Source organism: Sulfurimonas sp. HSL-3221, assembly GCF_021044585.1.
Classification (GTDB): Bacteria; Campylobacterota; Campylobacteria; order Campylobacterales; family Sulfurimonadaceae; genus Thiomicrolovo; species Thiomicrolovo sulfuroxydans.
This window is the reverse complement of record NZ_CP087998.1, coordinates 2,060,120-2,080,284: the sequence shown is the minus strand read 5'-3', so window position 1 is coordinate 2,080,284 and position 20,165 is coordinate 2,060,120. Positions and strand designations below refer to the sequence as shown.

Below are 20,165 nucleotides of genomic sequence, written 5' to 3'. Positions count from 1 at the left end.
GCCGGACAGGCCCGTATACATGGAAACCACTTCACTTTCCGCACTGCTCTCTGGGCTACAATCCGGACAGAACCTCTTTCTCACCGGCGGGGCCGGTACCGGCAAAACGACCCTGACCCGCCAGATCATCGCCGCCTACGGTGCCGAGGGGAAAAAGGTCGCCAAGCTCGCATCGACGGGCATGGCGGCGGCCCTGATCGGCGGACAGACCCTGCACAGTTTTTTCGATCTGGGCATCGCCGATAGTGAAACGGACCTCGAACGCCGGGGGAAACTCATCCCCAAGAAGAAGATCGTCAAACTTGTGCGTGCGATGGACCTCGTTGTTATCGACGAGATCTCGATGGTGAGTGCCGAGGTGCTCGACATGGTCCGGCTGCGCCTGCTGCAGTGCGGGTTTGGCGGCGCACTCCTGGCCGTGGGGGATTTTCTGCAGCTTCCGCCGGTCACAAAAGGCACAATCCGTTTTGCCTTCGAGGCCCCGAGCTGGGAACAGTTTGCCTTTGAGACGGTGACGCTGACGCATAACTGGCGCAGTGAGGACACCGAATTCAACGGGGTCCTGAACGCCGTACGTCATGCCCGGGTCACGGAGGAGGAGCACCGCTACCTGCATGAGCTGATCAAACCGACGGGGGATGACCTCTCGCGTTACACCTTCCTCTACGGGACGAACCGTTCGGCCTTCGAGCACAACCGCGAGCAGCTTGATGCGGTCGAGGGGGATCTCTACGCCTTTGAAACCCAGAGCGTCTGCCACGACGCCAAGACACAGCCGCGGGAGGTGGAGCGTTTTATGGCGGATGCCCGTATCCCGGAAGTACTGGAGCTGAAGGTGGGCGCGCCGGTGCTCTTTACGCGCAACAGCTGGAACTACGTGAACGGCCAGCGGGGGATCGTCGTGCGGCTTGAACAGGACAACGTTCACATCCGCAAAGAGGACGGTACGGTCGTCAAACTCGAACGCGTCGGCACGGAGAAGAGCCGTTGGGAGGAGCGCACGGTCGAGAAGGAGAAGCAGATGGTCGAGGTGCCGCAGTTTACCCTCTACCAGTTCCCGATCGTCCTCGCATTTGCCATTACCATTCACAAGTCCCAGGGGATGAGTATCGGCGATCTGGTCATCGACACGACGGAGATCTTCGCCCCCTCGCAGTTCTACGTCGCCCTCTCGCGGGCGGTCTCGCCCCACAGTCTGATTCTGAAACAGCCGCGCGTGAACTGGGCAAACCTCGCTTTCGTCCACCCCAAGGCGCTGGGGTTTGGTCACGAATAATTTTTTTCAAAAAAAACTATTTTTTGTGATTATTTAATGCATTTGAATTTTAACAGCTAGTTATTTTCTCCGCCGTGAAGCGAAAGGCGGCGCGTTGTAAGATGGTTTTAATTCACGTTTTTCCCTGTCAAGAATAAGAAGGAGGGAGTGATGAAAACCATGAAAGAGAAAGGAATCGTTCTGCTTGCGGCGATCGCACTGATGGCCGGAGGCTGCAAGGTCAAGAGCGACACGGCGGATGCGAGTAGTGGCGGCGGTGGCGGAGGCGGGGGCGTTATCATCGCCGCCGCCTTCCCGACGGCCGCTGACGGATTTGAAGGCAGCGCCGGCGACAATACAAAAGACCAACCCAGCAGTATCTTGGTCGGGGGACTGCAGACGCGCACGATCTATCCGCAGGGGGACGAGGACTGGGTAAAGGTTGCCTTAGTGTCGGGCAACACTTACGAACTCTTCGCGACGAACCTGAACTATACGGCCGACACGGTGATCGAACTTTATAAAGCCGATGGGGTGACGCTGGTAGCGTCAAACGACAATTTCCTCTCCTTTGACAGCAATATTGATCAGATCACGATTACGGAAACGGGGAACTACCTGATCCATGTCTACTCGTTTTATGCATACGATATGGCCAGTTATCAGCTCGGCGTACGGCTCTTTGTCGACAGTGATAACGACGGCTACTCCGCCACCTTTGACTGCAACGACAGCAATAACGCCGTCTACCCGTACGCAAACGAAATCGCCGGCAACGGGATCGATGAAGATTGTTCGGGGGCGGATGCCCCGAGCGGCACCGACGGTTTCGAGCCGGATGGCACGTTGGGCGGAGCGACGACGATCTACAGCACCAAAAGCGCAGTCGGCGAGATCATCTATCAAAGTGCGCTCTACACCCTGGCCCATACGATCGATCCGGGAAACGACACCGACTACTACAAGGTGACGCTCCCGCCGCACGGTGCGGCCTATATCGTGGATTATTCACAGGGGCCAGCGGGGCTGCAGACCGCACTGCTCGATAACGGCGGGGCGGCCCTGGGGATTACCGATTCGAAAGGCCCGGGGGGCATTATCGAGATGAGCACGCCGGATGCCGGGGGGATTGCAACGACGCAGACCTATTACCTCGAGGTGATGTCGGAGAACGGGTCGTCCACGACCTGGTATGCTCCGGCCCTGGTCCCGATCGGCACCGACAGTGACGGTGACGGCTTCTATACCCAAGACTGGTCCCCTGACTGCGACGACACGAACGCACTGATCTACCCGGGGGCGACAGAAAGACCGCTGGACCCGAAAGACTGGGACTGTGACGGCGATCCGACAAGCTAGAGGGAGTGAGCGATGCGCTGGATTATTTTGGCCTCGGGTGTCATGACCGTTGCCTTCCTGGCGGCGGGACGGATGGAGGGGCATCCAAATGCCCCGGTTGACGGAAAACTCGCCGTGCCGACCTCGTTCGAGGCGGTGTCGCCACCACCATCGCCGGCAGCGGACGCCCTGCCGGAACAGATCGTATCTGACCTGCCCCCGGAGGTCCCCGCCCTCAGGGAAGAGGAGAGAGCCTATAACCGCATGGTCGCCGAAGAACGGCGTGCGAGCCGGCAGCGGGGCAGGATTGCATATATGGAAGCCCGGCGGGAGTGGCGCAAAGCGCTGAACAGCGCACGGAGCAGCGGAAACAATGAAGCGTTCAACCGTCTTCGGGCACATGAGCCCGAACGGGAACACTATTTCGGGGAGGAGTAAACGGCGTTAGCGGATACTAAAACCCGAGTGTACGAAACAGACCCAGCTCCCGCAGACGTGCTTTGAGGGCTTCGGCGGTGCGGCGTTTGGCATCGCTGAAACTCTGCGGCGACACGGCTTCCAGGAAAAACTCGTTTTGTGCGAGCCGCTCGCCCTTCGCGACGGATTCGAGCCGGACACGCATGGTCACGTTAAACACGCCATTGCGCCGTTCCTGCTGGCTGTCGGCATGCAGCAGAAGCAGACCGATACGATTGCCTGTCGGTGTCATCCCCTCGGAGCGCAGGGTCTGCTCCACGGTATCAACGTAGACGATCGCCTCCGCATCGCTGATGACGCTGATGGCTACGCCGAATTTCAGGGCGTTGTACGCCGCATCCGTTTTTTCCATAAACGCGTAGTAGGGTTTCGTGTCGGCCGCCGGGTCGGCCGTTTCGAGGAGCAATACCTCCGCCAGCAGCATCGGTTTCTCTTCATGGGCAGCGCCAAGCCTGCCCAATTGCTCGAAAAGCGGGGCGTCGTCGGAAGGCAGGTGCGCTTCGATCGTTTGACGGTGCGCTTTGAGCCGATCATCGATCTGTGCGGCGAAAACGCTGCGCGGCATGGTGATCAAGACCGCATGATCCTCTCCCATCTCCGCCTCTTCTTTGACGGTAACACCCGGATAGTCGATTTCCCGGAGTACCGTACGCATCGCGGCTGCGGTCTGGCTGCGCTCAGTGACATCCCGGACGCGCTGCTCAAGGGCCGGTTCCGCGCCCCTGAGCATGGTGGTAGCGATATTGCCGAGGGCGGAGATATGCGCCTCTTCTTTGCTTTTAGCAACGGAGACACCGTAGAGCGTTGTTGCCGTCGGCGGCGGCGGGTGTTCGACCCAGGCGGGGACTTCGGGGGTTGTCGGTGTCAGGCAGCCCGAAAAGAGGAGGGTGACCGTCAAAAGAGCCAAGAAATTCAAGCGCATAAAACTCCCTTTTCGTCATGGTAGCAATGCATGGGTAAAGGGGGGCTTTAGTGGTATAATGCGGCCATGTTTTATTACAGTTATGAGGCTTTCGAAGCGGACATGCGTTCCCTGCTCCCCGCCTGCCGTGCCTACGCGCCGGATATGATCGTGGCGCTTGCGCGCGGCGGCATGATGGGGGCGCAGCTGCTCGGATACGGCCTGGATGTCCGCAACATCGGCCTGCTGCGGGTGGCGTCCTACGATGACGCCTCCCAGCGCGAAACGGTCACCATCGACGGCGATTGCCCCGGCGGAACCTTCCGGCGGATCCTGATCGTCGATGACATCGTTGACTCGGGCAAAACCCTGCAGCAGGTGAAGGCCTACCTTCGGGAGCGCTATCCGCAAAGCACGATCAAATGCGCCGCGCCGTGGTCCAAGCCCACCGCCTGCGAGCAACCCGATTTCAGCTGCCGGGAAGCGACGGAGTGGATCGAATTTTTCTGGGACCGTTTTGATGGCTAAACTCCTGGCGTGGCTGCAGTACTTGCGGACGCTCGTATTGGCATTCCGGGTCATCGCTTTTGAAAAAATCGACGAAGCGGCATTTGTTGTCTGGGGAGCGTTGACGATCTTTGTCGCCGCCGTCGCTTTCACGTACACGGTGGCCGCCGGGGGCGTGGCGCTTCTTGGGATGGTCACACTCTGGTTCGGCGTGCGAGGATGGGCCCGCAAGAACCGTTGCCGTCTTATCCGCACCGCCGACCGGGTGGAGTTCGCGGATGTCGATACGGCGGCCGATGATTACCGGCAGGGATTTTCTACCGGGGTCGTTCTGCGCCGGATGGAGACCGAAGACGTCAAACGCACGGGGGAGTATGACGAGGCGCTGATGGCGGAGAGCCGGTGGTTTTATGTGGTCAGTGCGCCCAAAAAGACGCTGATCGTGCCGTGCGATCGGATCGTCGGCATCGAGATCGATGTGGAGGGAGATAGCGTATGGGATCACTGATTTTTTACCTGTTTGTGGGGCTCTTTCTCGTCTGGGTTTTCAGAAGCTATGGTCGCTACCAGTACCGGGCGGAAGCGACCGGGAGAGGTCCCGTGACCTCCGAAGTGGTGCGCAACTCCGAGCTGGGGCTTTTTGTCGCATTGATGGCAAAGGTGGCCAAAGCCGACGGCCGGGTTGACACCCTGGAGGCGGAACTGATCGGAAACACCTTCACGGATATCGCCAACGCGTTTCCGGACCCGCAGATGGTCCGTGAAGAGCTCAAATCGATTTTCAACCGTGAAAAGGAGCAGCGCTTCAATGCGGATGCGATTGCGCAGCGCCTGGCCTATGCGACCGTGCGCCACCCGCAGCAGCGTCTGGGGATGTTCTCATTTCTTGTCAATCTCGCCTTCGTTGACGGGGAGCTCAGCCGAAACGAAGAGAATCTGCTGACCAAGATCGCGGCGTTTTTGCAGATCGCACCGGACCAGGTCGAGGCGATCATGGCCCAGTTCGCGCAGATCTACAAAACGGGGCCGACCCGTACCACTCTGCAGGAGGCGTACACGCTGCTGGGCGCGGAAGAGGGTGAAGCGATGGAGAGTATCAAGAAGAAGTATCGTGCTCTGGTGAAGCAGTATCATCCCGACCTTATGAAGGCAAAAGGGGCGGATGAGGCGTATATGGCCGAGGCTACGCAGAAGATGCAGCAGATCAATGCTGCTTATGAAACGATCAAGGCGTCGCGGTAGTCGTGTGCCTTACACCGGCAGCACAATGCCGGATTTGTTAACAACCTCTGGTATAATCCTATTTATTTTCGGCGGCACTGCCGAGCACGAAAAGGGTACATCATGGATGCATCATGGCTTTATCCGGGGACAATCGTCGTTTTGTTGATTCTGGCGTACATGCAGTGGCAGACAAACTCTAAGAAAACAATGGTTTTGGTCCTTGTTGTTTTGGGATATATCGTCTACTCGCATGAAACAGGCCACTCCCTGACGGAGTTCCGTGAGCAGGCGGTCGACGATTTCGACGATGCCGTCGGGAACAGCAAATACAAAGAGCGGGTCGTCTCTCCGCAGATGCGGCCGGTCGAATCCAAGGCGATGATTGAGGGTAACGGGAGTATCGAATGATTTTAATGGCGGGTCCCTGTGTCATTGAGAGCGAAGCATCCCTTTTCCGTATCGCAGAAGCGCTGCGGCCCTACCATGAGGATGCGCGGTTCGACTTCTATTTCAAGGCGAGTTTCGACAAGGCCAACCGCACCTCCCTTGAGAGCTACCGCGGACCGGGCCTGGAGGAGGGCCTTCGGCTGCTGCAGAAGGTGAAAGAGCATTTCGGCTATAAGATCGTCACCGATGTCCATGAGTCCTACCAGGTGGCACCGACGGCGGAAGTCGCGGATATTATCCAGATCCCGGCGTTTCTCTGCCGCCAGACAGACCTGCTCGTCGCCGCGGCAAAAACGGACCGTATCGTCAACATCAAAAAGGGACAGTTCATGAACCCCGCGGATATGCGCTACTCTGTCCTGAAAGTCCTCAAGACCCGCGGCTGCGATGAGGTGGGGTATGAGAATGCGAAAAAGCACAAGGTGCTTCTCACCGAACGCGGTTCGAGTTTCGGCTACGGCAACCTCGTCGTGGACATGCGCTCACCGGTGATCATGCGCGAGTTTGCTCCGGTCGTTTTCGATGCGACGCACTCGGTACAGATGCCCGGCAGCGGCGGCGGAAAGACCGGCGGTGACAGCTCGATGGTACCCTATCTAGCGAAAGCGGCGGCCGCTGTCGGCGTCGACGGTTTCTTTTTCGAAACCCACTTCGACCCTTCGTGCGCCCTGAGCGACGGCCCGAATATGATCACGCTCGAAGGACTGAAGCAGCTGACGGAAACACTGCTCGCCATCGAGGCGTGCAGCCGTTAGGCGAAGCGGCACGGAAGAAAGTTAAACAAGGAGAAAGAAAGATGCAAGTAATCGAGGGAAAACTGCAAGTCCCCACGGACAAGAAAGTTGCCATTATCGCGGCGCGTTTCAACCACCTGATCACCGACCGCCTGGTCGAAGGCGCCAAAGACGCCTATGCCCGCCACGGCGGAAATGACGCGGAGCTGGATCTTGTGCTGGTCCCGGGCGCGTTTGAACTGCCGATGGCGACGGAACGCCTGCTTGCCACCGGCAAGTACGACGCCGTCTGTGCGCTGGGTGCCGTGATCCGCGGTGCGACACCGCATTTTGATTATGTCTCTGCGGAGGCAACCAAGGGGATCGCGACGGTGTCGCTCAAGTACGCCAAGCCGGTCGCTTTCGGCCTGCTGACGACCGATACGATCGAACAGGCGATCGAACGCGCCGGTACGAAGGCGGGGAACAAAGGTTTCGAAGCGATGACGACGGTCATTGAGATGCTGAACCTGTACGCGGAGATCGAGGCGTAATGGCGACACGTCACCACGCACGCATGGCGGTCGTCAGCCTGCTGTATGCCTATGACCTCGGTAACGGTGCGATTGCCGACCATACCGATGAGATTCTCGAAGAGAAGAAGATCCGCAACAAGCAGAAGGATTTTGCCCTGACGCTCTTTGACGGGGTTATGGCGCATCTGGAAGAGGTGGACGAAGCGATTGTCAAACACCTTAAGGAGTGGGATTTCGACCGTTTGGGTTCTATTGAACGGGCGACACTCCGTCTGGGAGCCTACGAGGCGCTTCACAGCGATCTGGACTCCGCTGTCGTGATCAACGAGGCGATTGAGGTGGCCAAAGCCTTCGGTACGGAACAGTCTCCCAAGTTCATTAACGGCGTGCTCGATGCGATCGCCAAAGAGAAAGCTGCATCCTAAGCCCTGCCTGCGCTTAAATCAATCTTTTTAAACGCTGCCGTTCCCGACAGGGGGGCGGAGCTGAATCCTTGAGCGGTATACTGCGGCCAAGGAAATATTGTACGAGGGAGTGGAACCACTATGAGCAGACTCACCAAAGAAGAAGCGGTTGACCTGATCCGCAACGCCGATCTCAAAACCCTCGGGAAGCTTGCCACGGCCCGCAAAAAAGCGCTGCACCCCAAAGGGGTCACGACCTTTGTCGTCGACCGCAATATCAACTATACGAACATCTGCTGGGTCGATTGCAAGTTCTGCGCGTTCTACCGCCATGAAAAGGACGAGGATGCCTACGTCCTTACCTATGACGAGATCGATGCAAAGATTGACGAACTGCTCGCCATCGGCGGAACGCAGATCCTTTTCCAGGGCGGGGTCCATCCGAAACTGAAAATCGAGTGGTATGAAGATCTCGTGGAGCATATCCATACGAAATACCCGCAGATCACCATTCACGGCTTTTCGGCTATCGAGATCGACTTTATCGCCAAGGTATCGCGCATCAGTGTGGAGGAGGTCCTGACCCGGCTGAAGGCAAAGGGACTCTCCTCCATCCCGGGTGCCGGCGCGGAGATCCTTAATGACCGGGTCCGTGATATTATCGCGCCGCGCAAGATCGATGCCGACGTCTGGATCGATATCCACCGCAAGGCGCACAAGCTCGGGATCAAATCGACGGCGACGATGATGTACGGAACGATGGAGACGGACGAAGAGATCGTCGAGCACTGGGATATGGTTCGCCGCTTGCAGGACGAAACCGGGGGGTTCCGCGCCTTTATCATGTGGTCGTTCCAGGGCGAGAATACCAAACTGCTCGAAGAGTTCCCCGAGATGAAAAAACATTCGGCCAACCGCTACCTCCGCCTGTTGGCAGTCTCGCGTCTCTTCCTGGACAACGTACCGAACCTGCAGAGTTCCTGGGTGACCCAGGGGCCTTATATTGGTCAGATGGCGCTGCAGTTCGGGGCCAACGACCTGGGCTCAACGATGATGGAGGAGAACGTTGTCCGCAGTGCGGGGGCGGGCTTCCGTATGGCCAAGGATGAAATGGTCCGCCTGATCCGCGATATTGGCGAGACCCCGGCGATCCGGAATACGGCGTATGAAACCCTGGAGCTTTTTGCGTGAGCCTCAAAGCGCTACTATTATTCATTTTTTTGACAGGACAGATTGTAATGGCTGAAACGACGGTGGAACAGGTAGAAGTAAACGGCATCAAAGTGCCGATGATATTTGAGCACGATTCCCGGTTACCGATCGTCTCCATGCAGTTGGTCTTCCGCCAGAGCGGTTCGATCGAGGACGGTGCGCTTGCGGGGCTGGCGAAGGTGAGTGCCTCAATGCTCAACGAAGGGACCCAAAAACGCGGCGCCGTCGGTTTTGCCGAGGCGCTCGACGCACGCGCCATCCATCTCAGCGTGCATGCCGGGACGGAGACGATGGTCTTTGAAATGGGCTCGCTCAAAGAGGAGTTCGGTGAAGCGGTCGGTCTGCTCGAAGAGCTGCTTACCGCTCCGAACCTCAGTAAAGAGGCTCTTCAGAAGGTGAAGACAACCATGGTCGGCGCGCTGAGCCGCAAAGAGAATGATTTCGACTATGTCGCCAACCGCGAACTGAGGGCAATGCTCTTCACCGATACGCCGCTGGCGTCCCCGGCGTCCGGGACGGTTGAAAGCGTCAAGGCGATGGAACTCAAAACGGTCAAAGCCTTTGTCGAAAATCACCTCCAGGCCTCTCGGGCCATTGTCGTCATCGGCGGCGATATCTCCAAAACGGCTGCAGAGGATGCCGCGCGCCGGCTGCTCAGTACCTTGCCGAAAGGGGCGTTGGAGAGCCTGGGGTACTACCCGGCCAGCGCGGCGGCACAGACGGAGCAGTTCAAGCGAAAAACGGAACAGGCCTATGTTTATTTCGGCGCTCCTTTTGATATGAAGGTAGGTGACGCCGAGCACTATATCAGCCGCGTGGCCATGTTTATTCTCGGCAGCGGGGGCTTCGGCAGTCGTATGATGGAGGAGGTCCGCGTCAAGCGCGGCCTGGCATACTCTGCCTACTGCCGTGCGAATATCGCCCGTTCCAACAGCTACTTCTTCGGCTACCTCCAGACGAAGATCGCTTCTCAAAAGGAGGCCCTTGAAACCGTGCGCGAAGTGATCGACACGTTTATAGAGAAGGGCGCGACCCAGGAGGAGCTTGACCAGGCGAAGCGTTTCCTGCTCGGTTCCGAACCGTTGCGGGTCGAGACCCTTTCCCAGCGCCTTTCGCGTACATTCCTGGAGTATTACAAAGGAGAGGGGATCGGTTCGTCTGCTCGTGAACTGGAACAGATCGAGGGACTTGATCTTGCCACCCTCAATGCGTTCATCAAAAAGCATAAAGAGATCGAGAAACTGACCTTCGCGATTGTGACGGAGGAGTAAAAGGTTTTTTCGTTCCCCTTCTTCTTTACTTGTGTAAAGCAGAAGCCGAACCGGGAAGAAGAAAGCACAAAGGGCTGACGCCTTCGGGACACTCCATTCCCCGGTGAGCCGCCTGACACGCTAACGACCGTTTTGGCCTTGACAACTCTGAAGCTGTCTCATTACTTATAAGTGCGATAGCGCTGCTTTGACTTCCCTCACGATCGCCTCATCCTCTGCCAGATCAGCCCAGAGGAACTTTTTCCCGCTTTGGATACTGCCTTTGAGTAGATCGCCGCTTTTACGGTACTTTAAGTCCAGTGCGGCGATGTCAAAGCCGTTGTCCGTTTGGCGGAAGGCGTCGAGGCGCTCGCTTTCCCCCAGATTCGTATAGAGAAAACACCACCCCTTGAGGCCTGTCCGGCTGACGCGTCCGCGCAGTTGGTGCAGGGTGGCCAGCCCGAGCCGTTCGGCGCCGACGATGACAACCGTCGTCAGGCGCGGCAGTGAAATGCCGACCTCGATGACGGTTGTGGCTAGGAGGATGTCTCCCTGCTCCCTGAACGTTTCAAGAATCGCCTCTTTCTCTTTGTCTTTGCCGTGGGTGACGTAGACGTTCTTGAAATGTTTTTCCCAGTAGCCTCTGGCCTCTTCAATGCTCTGATAGCCGAAATTCTCGCTCTCTTCGACAAGGGGGTAGACGATGAGGACCTGGTGTTCTTGTGCGATCTCCGCGCGGATGTGCTGCAGCAGGGCGGGGAAGTCGGGCTTGTGGATGACCGCGGTCGAGATGTCTTTTTTAAAGGGGGTCTTGGTAATGAGGCTGACGTCGATATGGGCGGAATCGATCATCGCCTGTGTACGGGGGATGGGCGTGGCGGAGAATTGCAAATAATGGGGGTGACGGGTACCCTCCGAGAGCAGTTTCTCCAGCCGGTGGCGCTGGGCTGTACCGAAGCGGTGCTGCTCATCGACCATGATGAGCGCGGCTTCGGGGAGGTTACGGTAGAGCAGGGCATGGGTGCCTATAAGGACATCGGCCTCCCCCAGCGGCATTTTTTTCGGCGTGGCATTCGTGATGAGCAGAATCTTTTTTTCCGGGAGGAACTTACGTGCCTCTTCGTATAGCTGGTTGGCGAGGATGGTCGTAGGCGCCATCAGGATGCTGCGGTGGGGGGAGGCCATCTGCATTGCCGCCAGTATCACCATCGTTTTGCCCGCGCCGACATCCCCGACGACCATCCGTTTGGCGGCATGGGGCTTTTTGAAGTCCGTTTCAATCGCCTCGATGGCTTTTGTCTGTTCACCGGTCAGGAGAAACGGCAGACGCATGGCCCAGCCGCGCCAGTCATTTTCCAGTTTTTTCAATGCATGGAAATAGCGTCGTTTCCCCTGGAGCGAACGCATATAACTGTAGAGCTCGGTGTATTTGAGGGCGTAGAGCTGTTGCGGTGTGGGTTCCTTCAGCGGAGCCTCTTTGGGGAAATGTAGACCGAGCAGTGCATCGGCGACAGCAGGGGGCAGCCCCTCATCCAGGAGATTTTTGCGGGTGATGTAGCGTGCGGCGAGTCGGGCCATGACGTCGGTACGCAGGGATGTTTTGTATTTGGGGGTGAGCGTCCCCGCCTCGGGGATACGCTGGGGGTGGCTCATCTGGCAGCGTCCCTGCCTGCAGTCGATACGGCCGAAGAAAAAGGTGCGTTCCCCTTCGGTGAAAAAACGCAGCATATAGGGTTTCGGGTTGAATAGGACCCCCTCGATGCGATGCCCGAAGTTGTGCACATAAAGGGAGATAGTCACGGTCCGCGGGGAGCGGTGTATCGATTCGACGGTAGCATCGATAGCCTGCTCGGTGCCCTCCTTGAGCCTGGGGTAAAGCCGACGGTCCTCAAAACGGACCGGGGTGTGAATGGCGAGCTCTGCGGCCGAGTAGACGCCGAGTTTTTTGAATTTTTCGATATCGGCCTGTTCAATTTGCATGGGATATTTTAGCGCGTTTGTCGCTCTACGGCTTGAAAAATGACATGTTTCCTGTGTTATAATCGTTGCCTACGACAATTCACACAGAGGGCGAGGCCCGGAAAGGTTCCATGATGAATATCTCACTGACCGGTAGAGCGATCGAGTTGACCGATCCCATTAAAGAGTATTTGCAAAATGCGATCGCATCGCTCTCGAAGTTCAACCTGGACATCATTTCGGCACAGGCGGTCTGCGCCAAGCGAAGCATCGGGAAAAAACAGGGTGTCTCGGTGGAGTTTACCATCAACCTTGCCGGCAAGAATACCGTTGTTATCAAGCAGAGCGACGATGATATGTACGCTGCAATCGACATCGCGATCGAGCGGGCACAGAAGGCGCTGCGCCGTATGCATGACAAGCTGAGCGATCATCATCATGAGAGTATGAACGATGCCAAGAGCGATTCGGCGGACGTCAAAGCGGCGGCCGAAGCACTGGAGGACGAAGTCATCCCGGTTGAACTGGAGAGTTACAAACCGAGGGAAGTCGCCGATGTGCTGGATGAGCTGAAAACGGGTGAAAAGCAGTTTGAGATCTTCCTTGATAACGACGGGAAGACTCGGGTTCTCTACAAACGAAACGACGGTCGTTTCGGTCTCTACTAATCGCGTAGGGCCACCGCCCCGCCGCGCTTCTGTTATCTCTTTTACAATTTTTGCAGCGTGCGCCGGTGAAACCGGATCGGTTCATCCAGATTCAGTGAAGCATGCGATGTAATATAAACGTCGATCAATGCGGAGCCATGCTGGGTATCGGTCGTCACCGTGGTCAGGATGTTGTTACATCCGGTGCCGCCGGGGATCATGCCGGTTTGCCAGATGTATTGGATCGTCACGTTGATATTGAACATGGCCGTGCCCGTTGAAGGGTAGGTGTCACTGAAGGAAGTGGTACAGCTCAGGTTTGCATCGCGGTTTTCTCCCGAGATGCGGTAGACGGCGTCTTCGGTGGCATTGAACGCCAGCAGCTGTGCCTGCTCGTTGAGATAGTCGTTACTGGTACGCGCAGAGACGTCGGTGGAGTACGAGAGCATCTTCAGCAGCATGAGCGTGATCAACAGCATCATGAAAACGGCGGCAATGACGGCAAAGCCGCCCCGTTTTAGAACACGATTTTTGTTTTGCATATTGAATACTCCCCTTCACCCATGAAATCATTGTTGCTGAGGCAAAGCTCGATTCTGATGATGTCCCCCGCTTTTTGCAGCGTAAAGGTTTTGACGTTATCCGTCAGCAGGTCACCCGTGCCCGTATAGATTTCAGCCTGCCACGGTTGATAGTCCTGGTGAAGATAGAGCTTATGATTGACCGTGTCGAGCACAAGCGCGTATGCACTGTCCGCAACATGATAGAACTCAAAGATCTCATCACCCGCCGTAAAGGGGTTGGTGGCAAAGTTGATGTTCTGCGATGTGACTGCGACGGCATCGTAGACATAAAGATCCTGGTGGCTGTTCGAAGAAGCATTCGTGTCGTGCCACCCAAAACTGTTCTGGACATTGACTTTCGAACCGATAAAGAGCAGGGCGCCGTTCGCCGGTAACGTGGTGGTCCCGGGACTGTGAAGCTGGGTATAGGTCGTATTGCCGTCATTAAGGTCGACGATGCCGCTGAAGTTGCCCTTATCCCATCCGTTGCTGTCCAGCCCGATCCATTCAAAGACGGTCTCGTTGCCGGTGACGCTGGAGAGCGGTACGAAGGATGCCGCCGGGCTGCTGCTGGCGATGATGGAATCTTTGACCCTATACGTCAGGCGATTGGCGATCTGACTGACGGCAGCCTCGGATTTGCTCAAGAGCGAGGCGGCGATGGTCGTCCGCGTATAGCTTTCATAGATCTGCAGGAAAATTTCCACGCCGAACTTGGCAAGGATACCCATAATGACAATGACGAAGACCAGTTCGATCATCGTAAACGCACGCCGTAGCCTATTGTAATACATTCTCATTGGAACGTCCTCTTGGCATAGTCGATTTCACCGATATTGTATGAATAGACCCGCATCCGGACAAGATTGGCGTTGCCGTTGTTCTTATCATTGATGGAGACAACGGTCATTTTAATGTCGGTGGGTCCTCCCACCGTTCCCGTAGCGAAAGCCGTGCCGATATAGCCGGAGTTGACGGCGACCTGGTAGGTGCGTTTGTAGCCGTGCTCATTGGTGATGTTGATATCCGTCGTACCATTAGGGACACCGTCAGGATAGGGTTGTGAGGAGGCGGTACTTTGGCTGTGGAAACGGCGGTGTTTGTCCTCGGCGATACCGCCGTAGCGCAGGACGGTCTGGATGTCGTCGGCAGCACACGGGACCGCATATTTTGAGCCAGTAGCCGTGTCGAGACAGGTGCGTTTGTGGTTGGCATCCCAGTTTGTATCGAGAATTTTTGAATAGGCGAGTTCGCTCGAGGTGTCTTTGGAATTAGGGTCCCATCGGTGCGAAAAGATCTTGGCTGCTTCCATGGAAGCCAGGAAGACCGCTTCTTGCGAAAGGGCGCCCTCCATTGTATTCCCGCTTCGCGTCATGATCTGCGAAACGCCGGCAACCGTGATGCCGATAATGATGATTGCGAAGATCATCTCAATCATCGTAAATGCGCGTTTCATTACCACCGGATTCTCCTATTTGAGTTGGCCGGACCGCTGTCCGTGCCGTCAAGGTTGCCTTCTCCCGCCTCCACGCCGATGGCGTTGAATTCAATCAGGAACGACGCATTGACGTCGGGGTTGGCGTTGAAACGGTCGTACTTGAGCCACCGATCCGTATGGAGATTGACGGAAGCCTTGTACGGATAACCGTCGCTGCCCCGGTAACCGATCCGCACATTCGAAATGCCGTTGCCCGGGGCGGTGATCGACGTGCCCTGATAGAGGGGGCTTGTCGAACTGTTGAGGTCATAGCCGAAGAACTTGTGGCTCAAATGGGTGACATTGCCGTCCGCCCCGGAATCGTGCTTGGTGTTGCGGAACCACATGATAGCATCTTTACTCCGCTCATTGTCTTGGGCATATCCTCTGCGCAGCGTCAGGTTGGAGTCGTTGTCCGCATAGAATTCAAAAAAGAGCTCCAAATTCTGCGACAGGCAGGGGCCGGTGACGACTGTACCGCAGTTGACGCGGTAGCGCGGTGCATGCCCCCGTCCATAGAGGAAGGTGGCCGTATCCGTCGAAGTATGAGAACCGGTCACGGTATAAGGTGATGGTTCACTGTCATTCACATAGACACTGTTAAGCGCGATTCGCACCGGATCGACAGGTTTGTTGACCTTCCGGTTGAAGTTGAGCCTGTATTCGATATGGGTTGTACCGTTTCCATCCACGGCATCATCGGGGAAGCTTGTCGTCGTGTTTTCAAGCAGAACCGATGTCAGGGTGCCGCCCGGCAGTGTGTACGAACCTTCGCCGCTGTTTGCCGTTCCATTGTTTTCCGCCGGGTTGTAATAGAGGAATTCGGTCACGGCACCGGCCGGTTTGATCTGGGTGCTGTGCATCTGCAGGGTAACATTGGTCTCCTTGGCATAGCAGGTCTCCATATAGTTGCTCGTGACGTTGTTGTCTGCACCCATTGTTTTGATGTCCAACATCAATGTCGCGGTCGAGACGTTGTAGTCGTCATACAGGTTCATGTCATAGAGGTAGGTATAGTCGTCGCCGTAGTCGTCAAGCGTCGCGTTGACCTCGAAATGGTCCGGAATAATGCGGAAGGAGAGGTTGAACGGTTCGATACGTCTGTCACTCCACGGTGTGTCATTCACATCCACTTTCGCAAACTCCGTTCCGTTCGTTTCGTGGATGCTGAAATTGATATCGCCGACATTGTCAAAACGGAAGAGGCCTGAATCTACGCCGTCAACAAAGTGGACTGCGGGGGTCATATTGATATTGGTTTGCGGGCAGACCTTCGTCGGATCACTGATGTTCAGGTCGATCTGGAACGTTGTGCCGTCGGTCAGGGTGTCTTCTATCTCATTATAGAGGAGGGTCGCTTCGGACGGATCGGCCGTATTACCCGTCAGCCCTTTGAACGCCAGAGCGTAATCCAGACCGGCTTTGACGGGGTCGCCGCCGCTGACGAGTGTTGTGATGTTTGAATCAAAGGCTTTGGGGCGGATGGCAAAGTTGTCTTGAGTACAGTAGCCGAGCCCCCCGACCGTACACTCGTAGCATCCGTATTCATGGTCGTATTCCGCATTGTAGCCGATACAGTTGGTATTGCCTTCGCCGCAGCTGTAGCCGTGATTGTTGGAATCGCAGGGACTGCCGTTCTGGCCGAAACAGCGTACGAATGCGGACGTTCCAAAGACGTTGAGATATTTATTGTTGTCAAGGCTTGTGGAACCCCCGGAGTTCATACATTGGGGCAGTCCCATGATATTTGATTGCGTTGTCGAGGTTTGTGTACACTTTTCATCCGAATCCGCGATTTTCGCGTTGATATCGACATATTTCATAATATAGCGTGCTTTTTTGAGCGCAATATTGCGCAGTTTGAAATCACCGGGGATACCCTCTGTACTCGTACCCGCATAACGTGGTGAAGTGTCGCCAGGTTCGAAAAGTGCGCTTAGCGGTGCCCCGCTCACGGCAGGATCGCTTGTGTAAGTGACATATGTCTGGCTTGCCTCCTCGCACGCATCGTTCGCGAGTCTGATGATGACCGTCAGCGGTATGGGGTTGGAACCGGCGGCAGTCGTAGGGTTATAGGCGGTCGGCGTGGCACTGTCGCTGCTGCCGTTGAGAAAGTAGGTCGGGACATGCATTTCACCCGTGGCGTACGAAGCGCTGGCTCTTCCGATCTGAGCGGCTACTTTTGTACGCAGCTCTGCTGTACTTCTGCCACCACTGAGATCGTTCTCGGAGATCTCGACGAGGCCCCCTTTCATGTAAACACCGCCGATGGCCCCGCCACCCGGTGCAACATCGTTCAAGGTGATATTGACCTCTCGACTTGCATGCGTGATGGAATTGTTGTGAAGGGTATTGGCGGCGTCTAAGTCGACGTTGTTCCATGTGCTGACGTTGACGTCGGCAGTCACGCCGGTATCAAGCGCACTGGCCGTGCGCGCGTTGATTTTCAGGTAGACGATCCCCTTGCCCATGGCACCGGTCCCGTCTGTCCCGACGTAGCTACACGTAAAGGAGTCACCTTTGACTGCGGGGCTGTTCGGCGGGGTACAGATCCAGCCGCTCGAAGTGTCATAGCCGGTGTAGTAGATGTTCGGGTCCATCTGGTCCCAGATCTGGACACCATAGGCATAGGCATTGTCGTAGTTGGTGATAAAGATGTAGTATGAGAAATCCGTATCCACCGGAATGGCTTCGGCTTCGGCATATTTTTCCACTTTCAGTTCGACGACCCCTTTGCCGTCGACAACGTCGACAGTTGACGAGGTGACGGCACTCTGTATCCCGTCCGTCATACTGGCATTGTTCGTGATCGTATCCGGGGCCGCTCCGGCGGAGAGCGTGACGTTGAAATCGACGATCGTATAATCCCCAGCAGCCAGTGCAGGGCAGCTACAGCTGAAGGTTCTCGTTGCATCCGGGGCTGTACAGGTACAGCCGCCGTCATTGATGATGTTGAACGTGGAAAGGTTTGCTTCGGAAGGGAGTTGATCCGTAATAGTGATGCTGCCGCTATCGAAAGCCTGGTTGTTGACCCCCATCAGTGAATAATCAATGTTGGTGGAGCTGTTCTGCAGGATCTGCCCGGGAACATTCGTTTTCACAAGGGAGAGCGGTGCCGGTACAAAGGTGACTTTTAGAATATAATCTTTTTGGTTCGCCGAGCCCGATTCGACTTTGACCATCAGATCCGTCGGGTTTAGATAGCTAATACTATAGGGGCTGGTGATCTCCGTCATGGTGGTACAGGAGGATTCACTGTAGAGAAGATCCAGGCTGGCGTTCGTCTCTAACGTAATGGTAAGTTCGCCCGGTATATCGACGGAGAAGTAGTAATAATCCCACTTCTCTGAGTCTCCCCCCACGTAGGTAGAGTTCGTATAGGAGAGATTGGACTGATCAAAAACGGCGGTATCTGTGACGCTGCTACAGTCACCCGGCACACCTGTGATAACTGCCGAGAGGGTTTGGGGAAGAAAAAACAGCATTGAAAAGAGCAAAATTGCGCTTGCTGTTTTGGCAAAATGAAAAATAACATTTCCAAACATCGTGGTCCTTTTACTGTCTGAAATCTTGGAAAAATACTTTAAATCAAACATTTCATACCTGTTACATCTATTGTATTTTGAAATAGTTTCATTTATTCTTAAAGCGAAAATATAGAAAAAATGGGACAATCTCAACGACTTGGAGTCGCCTGAATACCATTATGAAAAGCATATGATTCTGTTTTTCGGTCCGCAGTTGAGTCGGTAACGCTGCCACTGATCCACACTTTTTTTGGGTGCCATCAATGTTCTGTGGATGGCGCTGGAGAGAAGGAGAGCTGGGTGCTTGAAGATGCACTGTTCAGGAGGAACGCGCCTTCTCAAAAGCACGCTCCACGGCCTGGATACAGCCGTTTCGGACCCCGGCCTCTTCCAGGGCGCTGTAGCCGGCAGCCGTCGTGCCGCCGGGGCTCATGACGCCGTCTTTAAGCAAGGCGGGGTGTTCGTGCTGAATCAGCTCCCCGAAACCGGCAAAAAGCCCGCGCATCACGGTCATGGCGTCATCGCGCTTGAGTCCCTGTTTGACAGCGCCGTCGGCGAGAGCTTCGGCGATAAGCGCGAGGTAGGCGGGGCCGCTCCCGGCAAGCCCCGTGGCGATATCGAGCTCTTTCTCGCTGCCGAGCCAGAGCGTCATCCCGATCGCATCGAACAGGGCAATGGCTTCGGCTTCGAGGTGCCGGTCGCCGGTCAGCGTCGTCATGGACCTGCCGACGGTCGCGGCGAGATTGGGCATGGCGCGGACGGTCCCGGCGGCGGCAATGTGGCTTTTGAGGGTTTCAACCTTTGTGCCGGCAAGCACGGAATAGAGGGCTTCGGCTTTTCCCTGGAGTTTCCCGCCGACCTCGACGATATTGGCCGGTTTGACACAGAGCAGCAGGGTTTTCCCGGTGATGTCGAAGTCATTAAGGAGGTGCTTGGTGACGTCGGTGTCGACGGCGGCTTCAAAGGTGTCAAGGTGCGCGAGATCCCGGCCGACCACCTCGATGAGATAACGCTCTTTCAGGGTTTTCGCCATGGCGACAGCCATGTTGCCGTTGCCGATAAAGGTCACTGTTTTTTTCATGGCTCTCTTACTCCTCTTCTTCACGCATCATGTCGATCTCGTCGATGATGGCGCGACACTCTTCCTCGTCCAGTTCGCCGTTTTTGACCTCGTCAAGCAATAAGGAGAACTCCTTTTTCAGCTCCTGCAGTTCAGCCAGCTGTGTCTTGTCCTCTTCTGTCGCGTTTTTGGTTTCGGCAATTTTTTCATAAAGGTCGTCGATAAACGATTCGATCTCGGGGATCACGTCATTCTCCAACAGGTCGGTAAGGTCTTCGGCTTCGGTCATTGGGGGCCTTTCAAGATATTTATAAAACTATAACATACCTCTGCGGGCAGAGGCTTGAAGGTCAGCGCTTCTCGATCAGGGCGCTCTTCTTGGTGCGGGGCATCTGCTTGATGGCGTATTCGCGCTTCTGTGCACTGCTTCGGTCGGGGAAGCGTTCAGCGTAAACGAGGGTGACGGGGCGGCGCGCACGCGTGTAACGGGCCCCTTTGGCAGAGTGGTTATGCTCGTTGAGGCGTCGCTCAAGGTCCGTAGCGATGCCCGTATAATAGGTGCCGTCGCTGCATTGAACGATATAGACGCTATAGGGCATGGTATTTCCTCCGACAGAGGACAGCGCGGTAGGACCCGTAACAGGATTGATGCTGTCTTCGATAGCCCC

Annotated in this window: 22 protein-coding genes; 13 read left to right on the top strand and 9 right to left on the bottom strand. The window is 56.1% G+C overall.

Going from position 1 to position 20,165, the window contains the following annotated elements:
- Positions 1 to 19 precede the first annotated feature (19 nt).
- The 3 genes from LOH54_RS10660 (at position 20) to LOH54_RS10650 (ending at position 3,031) form a co-directional block, all read left to right on the top strand.
- Positions 20 to 1,276, top strand: coding sequence for an ATP-dependent DNA helicase (locus tag LOH54_RS10660; RefSeq protein WP_231019055.1), 1,257 nt, complete (start codon positions 20 to 22; stop codon positions 1,274 to 1,276).
- 150 nt (positions 1,277 to 1,426) lie between these two features.
- A complete protein-coding gene (locus LOH54_RS10655; RefSeq protein WP_231019054.1) occupies positions 1,427 to 2,614 on the top strand; it encodes a putative metal-binding motif-containing protein in 1,188 nt (395 codons plus the stop codon).
- A 12-nt stretch (positions 2,615 to 2,626) separates the two neighbouring features.
- Positions 2,627 to 3,031: a hypothetical protein gene (locus tag LOH54_RS10650; protein WP_231019053.1), complete on the top strand. Its 405-nt coding sequence runs from the start codon at positions 2,627 to 2,629 to the stop codon at positions 3,029 to 3,031.
- Between the two features lie 16 nt (positions 3,032 to 3,047).
- Here the strand turns inward: LOH54_RS10650 and LOH54_RS10645 are convergent, their stop codons facing one another.
- On the bottom strand, positions 3,048 to 3,992 hold the full coding sequence (locus tag LOH54_RS10645; protein WP_231019051.1) for a hypothetical protein: 945 nt from the start codon (positions 3,990 to 3,992) through the stop codon (positions 3,048 to 3,050).
- Between the two features lie 66 nt (positions 3,993 to 4,058).
- On the opposite strand from LOH54_RS10645, the gene LOH54_RS10640 reads away from it, so the two are divergent.
- The 9 genes from LOH54_RS10640 (at position 4,059) to LOH54_RS10600 (ending at position 10,285) form a co-directional block, all read left to right on the top strand.
- Positions 4,059 to 4,499 carry a phosphoribosyltransferase gene (locus LOH54_RS10640; RefSeq protein WP_231019050.1) on the top strand — a complete coding sequence of 147 codons (441 nt, stop codon included), beginning with the start codon at positions 4,059 to 4,061 and terminating at the stop codon, positions 4,497 to 4,499.
- Positions 4,492 to 4,986 (top strand): hypothetical protein, encoded by a 495-nt coding sequence (locus tag LOH54_RS10635; protein ID WP_231019049.1) that lies wholly within the window; start codon positions 4,492 to 4,494, stop codon positions 4,984 to 4,986. Before LOH54_RS10640 ends, LOH54_RS10635 begins: the two co-directional genes overlap by 8 nt.
- Positions 4,974 to 5,720: a TerB family tellurite resistance protein gene (locus LOH54_RS10630; RefSeq protein ID WP_231019048.1), complete on the top strand. Its 747-nt coding sequence runs from the start codon at positions 4,974 to 4,976 to the stop codon at positions 5,718 to 5,720. Before LOH54_RS10635 ends, LOH54_RS10630 begins: the two co-directional genes overlap by 13 nt.
- A gap of 102 nt (positions 5,721 to 5,822) precedes the next feature.
- Positions 5,823 to 6,110 (top strand): hypothetical protein, encoded by a 288-nt coding sequence (locus tag LOH54_RS10625; RefSeq protein WP_231019047.1) that lies wholly within the window; start codon positions 5,823 to 5,825, stop codon positions 6,108 to 6,110.
- Positions 6,107 to 6,904 (top strand): 3-deoxy-8-phosphooctulonate synthase, encoded by a 798-nt coding sequence (gene kdsA / locus LOH54_RS10620; RefSeq protein WP_231019046.1) that lies wholly within the window; start codon positions 6,107 to 6,109, stop codon positions 6,902 to 6,904. Before LOH54_RS10625 ends, kdsA begins: the two co-directional genes overlap by 4 nt.
- 41 nt (positions 6,905 to 6,945) lie before the next feature.
- On the top strand, positions 6,946 to 7,416 hold the full coding sequence (gene ribH, locus LOH54_RS10615) for a 6,7-dimethyl-8-ribityllumazine synthase (protein WP_231019045.1): 471 nt from the start codon (positions 6,946 to 6,948) through the stop codon (positions 7,414 to 7,416).
- Positions 7,416 to 7,823, top strand: a complete 408-nt coding sequence (gene nusB / locus LOH54_RS10610; protein ID WP_231019044.1) for a transcription antitermination factor NusB — start codon at positions 7,416 to 7,418, stop codon at positions 7,821 to 7,823. Before ribH ends, nusB begins: the two co-directional genes overlap by 1 nt.
- A 120-nt stretch (positions 7,824 to 7,943) precedes the next feature.
- Positions 7,944 to 8,993, top strand: a complete 1,050-nt coding sequence (locus LOH54_RS10605) for a dehypoxanthine futalosine cyclase (RefSeq protein WP_231019043.1) — start codon at positions 7,944 to 7,946, stop codon at positions 8,991 to 8,993.
- Between the two features lie 47 nt (positions 8,994 to 9,040).
- Positions 9,041 to 10,285, top strand: a complete 1,245-nt coding sequence (locus tag LOH54_RS10600; protein ID WP_231019042.1) for a M16 family metallopeptidase — start codon at positions 9,041 to 9,043, stop codon at positions 10,283 to 10,285.
- A 165-nt stretch (positions 10,286 to 10,450) separates the two neighbouring features.
- On the opposite strand, the gene recG is transcribed toward LOH54_RS10600, so the two are convergent.
- On the bottom strand, positions 10,451 to 12,244 hold the full coding sequence (gene recG, locus LOH54_RS10595) for an ATP-dependent DNA helicase RecG (RefSeq protein ID WP_231019041.1): 1,794 nt from the start codon (positions 12,242 to 12,244) through the stop codon (positions 10,451 to 10,453).
- A 113-nt stretch (positions 12,245 to 12,357) separates the two neighbouring features.
- Here recG and hpf point away from each other — a divergent pair, with 113 nt between their 5' ends.
- On the top strand, positions 12,358 to 12,891 hold the full coding sequence (hpf, locus tag LOH54_RS10590) for a ribosome hibernation-promoting factor, HPF/YfiA family (RefSeq protein ID WP_231019039.1): 534 nt from the start codon (positions 12,358 to 12,360) through the stop codon (positions 12,889 to 12,891).
- A 41-nt stretch (positions 12,892 to 12,932) separates the two neighbouring features.
- Here hpf and LOH54_RS10585 read toward each other — a convergent pair whose 3' ends face one another.
- From LOH54_RS10585 to LOH54_RS10555, 7 genes are all read right to left on the bottom strand, one after another.
- Positions 12,933 to 13,412 (bottom strand): hypothetical protein, encoded by a 480-nt coding sequence (locus LOH54_RS10585; RefSeq protein ID WP_231019037.1) that lies wholly within the window; start codon positions 13,410 to 13,412, stop codon positions 12,933 to 12,935.
- Complete coding sequence (locus tag LOH54_RS10580; RefSeq protein ID WP_231019036.1) at positions 13,388 to 14,233, bottom strand: prepilin-type N-terminal cleavage/methylation domain-containing protein; 846 nt, start codon at positions 14,231 to 14,233, stop codon at positions 13,388 to 13,390. Before LOH54_RS10580 ends, LOH54_RS10585 begins: the two co-directional genes overlap by 25 nt.
- Complete coding sequence (locus LOH54_RS10575) at positions 14,230 to 14,889, bottom strand: prepilin-type N-terminal cleavage/methylation domain-containing protein (protein WP_231019035.1); 660 nt, start codon at positions 14,887 to 14,889, stop codon at positions 14,230 to 14,232. Before LOH54_RS10575 ends, LOH54_RS10580 begins: the two co-directional genes overlap by 4 nt.
- Entirely contained in the window at positions 14,889 to 18,395 is a 3,507-nt protein-coding gene (locus tag LOH54_RS10570) for a hypothetical protein (RefSeq protein ID WP_231019034.1), read from the bottom strand. The genes LOH54_RS10575 and LOH54_RS10570 overlap by 1 nt, the downstream gene beginning before the upstream one ends.
- Positions 18,396 to 18,756: 361 nt before the next feature.
- Positions 18,757 to 19,518 (bottom strand): pyrroline-5-carboxylate reductase, encoded by a 762-nt coding sequence (locus LOH54_RS10565; protein WP_231019033.1) that lies wholly within the window; start codon positions 19,516 to 19,518, stop codon positions 18,757 to 18,759.
- Between the two features lie 7 nt (positions 19,519 to 19,525).
- Entirely contained in the window at positions 19,526 to 19,786 is a 261-nt protein-coding gene (locus tag LOH54_RS10560; RefSeq protein WP_231019032.1) for a hypothetical protein, read from the bottom strand.
- A 61-nt stretch (positions 19,787 to 19,847) separates the two neighbouring features.
- Positions 19,848 to 20,096 (bottom strand): GIY-YIG nuclease family protein, encoded by a 249-nt coding sequence (locus LOH54_RS10555; protein WP_231019031.1) that lies wholly within the window; start codon positions 20,094 to 20,096, stop codon positions 19,848 to 19,850.
- Positions 20,097 to 20,165 lie beyond the last annotated feature (69 nt).

Bases quoted from the DNA above. Each gene is read 5' to 3' on its own strand.
- nusB (WP_231019044.1), top strand. From the start codon at position 7,416: ATGGCGACACGTCACCACGCACGCATGGCGGTCGTCAGCCTGCTGTAT.
- LOH54_RS10625 (WP_231019047.1), top strand. From the start codon at position 5,823: ATGGATGCATCATGGCTTTATCCGGGGACAATCGTCGTTTTGTTGATT.
- LOH54_RS10635 (WP_231019049.1), top strand. From the start codon at position 4,492: ATGGCTAAACTCCTGGCGTGGCTGCAGTACTTGCGGACGCTCGTATTG.
- ribH (WP_231019045.1), top strand. From the start codon at position 6,946: ATGCAAGTAATCGAGGGAAAACTGCAAGTCCCCACGGACAAGAAAGTT.
- LOH54_RS10655 (WP_231019054.1), top strand. From the start codon at position 1,427: ATGAAAACCATGAAAGAGAAAGGAATCGTTCTGCTTGCGGCGATCGCA.
- LOH54_RS10660 (WP_231019055.1), top strand. From the start codon at position 20: ATGGAAACCACTTCACTTTCCGCACTGCTCTCTGGGCTACAATCCGGA.
- LOH54_RS10640 (WP_231019050.1), top strand. From the start codon at position 4,059: ATGTTTTATTACAGTTATGAGGCTTTCGAAGCGGACATGCGTTCCCTG.
- LOH54_RS10645 (WP_231019051.1), bottom strand. From the start codon at position 3,992: ATGCGCTTGAATTTCTTGGCTCTTTTGACGGTCACCCTCCTCTTTTCG.
- LOH54_RS10555 (WP_231019031.1), bottom strand. From the start codon at position 20,096: ATGCCCTATAGCGTCTATATCGTTCAATGCAGCGACGGCACCTATTAT.
- LOH54_RS10585 (WP_231019037.1), bottom strand. From the start codon at position 13,412: ATGCAAAACAAAAATCGTGTTCTAAAACGGGGCGGCTTTGCCGTCATT.
- LOH54_RS10565 (WP_231019033.1), bottom strand. From the start codon at position 19,518: ATGAAAAAAACAGTGACCTTTATCGGCAACGGCAACATGGCTGTCGCC.
- LOH54_RS10560 (WP_231019032.1), bottom strand. From the start codon at position 19,786: ATGACCGAAGCCGAAGACCTTACCGACCTGTTGGAGAATGACGTGATC.
- LOH54_RS10570 (WP_231019034.1), bottom strand. From the start codon at position 18,395: ATGCTGTTTTTTCTTCCCCAAACCCTCTCGGCAGTTATCACAGGTGTG.
- LOH54_RS10605 (WP_231019043.1), top strand. From the start codon at position 7,944: ATGAGCAGACTCACCAAAGAAGAAGCGGTTGACCTGATCCGCAACGCC.
- kdsA (WP_231019046.1), top strand. From the start codon at position 6,107: ATGATTTTAATGGCGGGTCCCTGTGTCATTGAGAGCGAAGCATCCCTT.
- recG (WP_231019041.1), bottom strand. From the start codon at position 12,244: ATGCAAATTGAACAGGCCGATATCGAAAAATTCAAAAAACTCGGCGTC.
- LOH54_RS10575 (WP_231019035.1), bottom strand. From the start codon at position 14,889: ATGAAACGCGCATTTACGATGATTGAGATGATCTTCGCAATCATCATT.
- hpf (WP_231019039.1), top strand. From the start codon at position 12,358: ATGAATATCTCACTGACCGGTAGAGCGATCGAGTTGACCGATCCCATT.
- LOH54_RS10630 (WP_231019048.1), top strand. From the start codon at position 4,974: ATGGGATCACTGATTTTTTACCTGTTTGTGGGGCTCTTTCTCGTCTGG.
- LOH54_RS10600 (WP_231019042.1), top strand. From the start codon at position 9,041: ATGGCTGAAACGACGGTGGAACAGGTAGAAGTAAACGGCATCAAAGTG.
- LOH54_RS10580 (WP_231019036.1), bottom strand. From the start codon at position 14,233: ATGAGAATGTATTACAATAGGCTACGGCGTGCGTTTACGATGATCGAA.
- LOH54_RS10650 (WP_231019053.1), top strand. From the start codon at position 2,627: ATGCGCTGGATTATTTTGGCCTCGGGTGTCATGACCGTTGCCTTCCTG.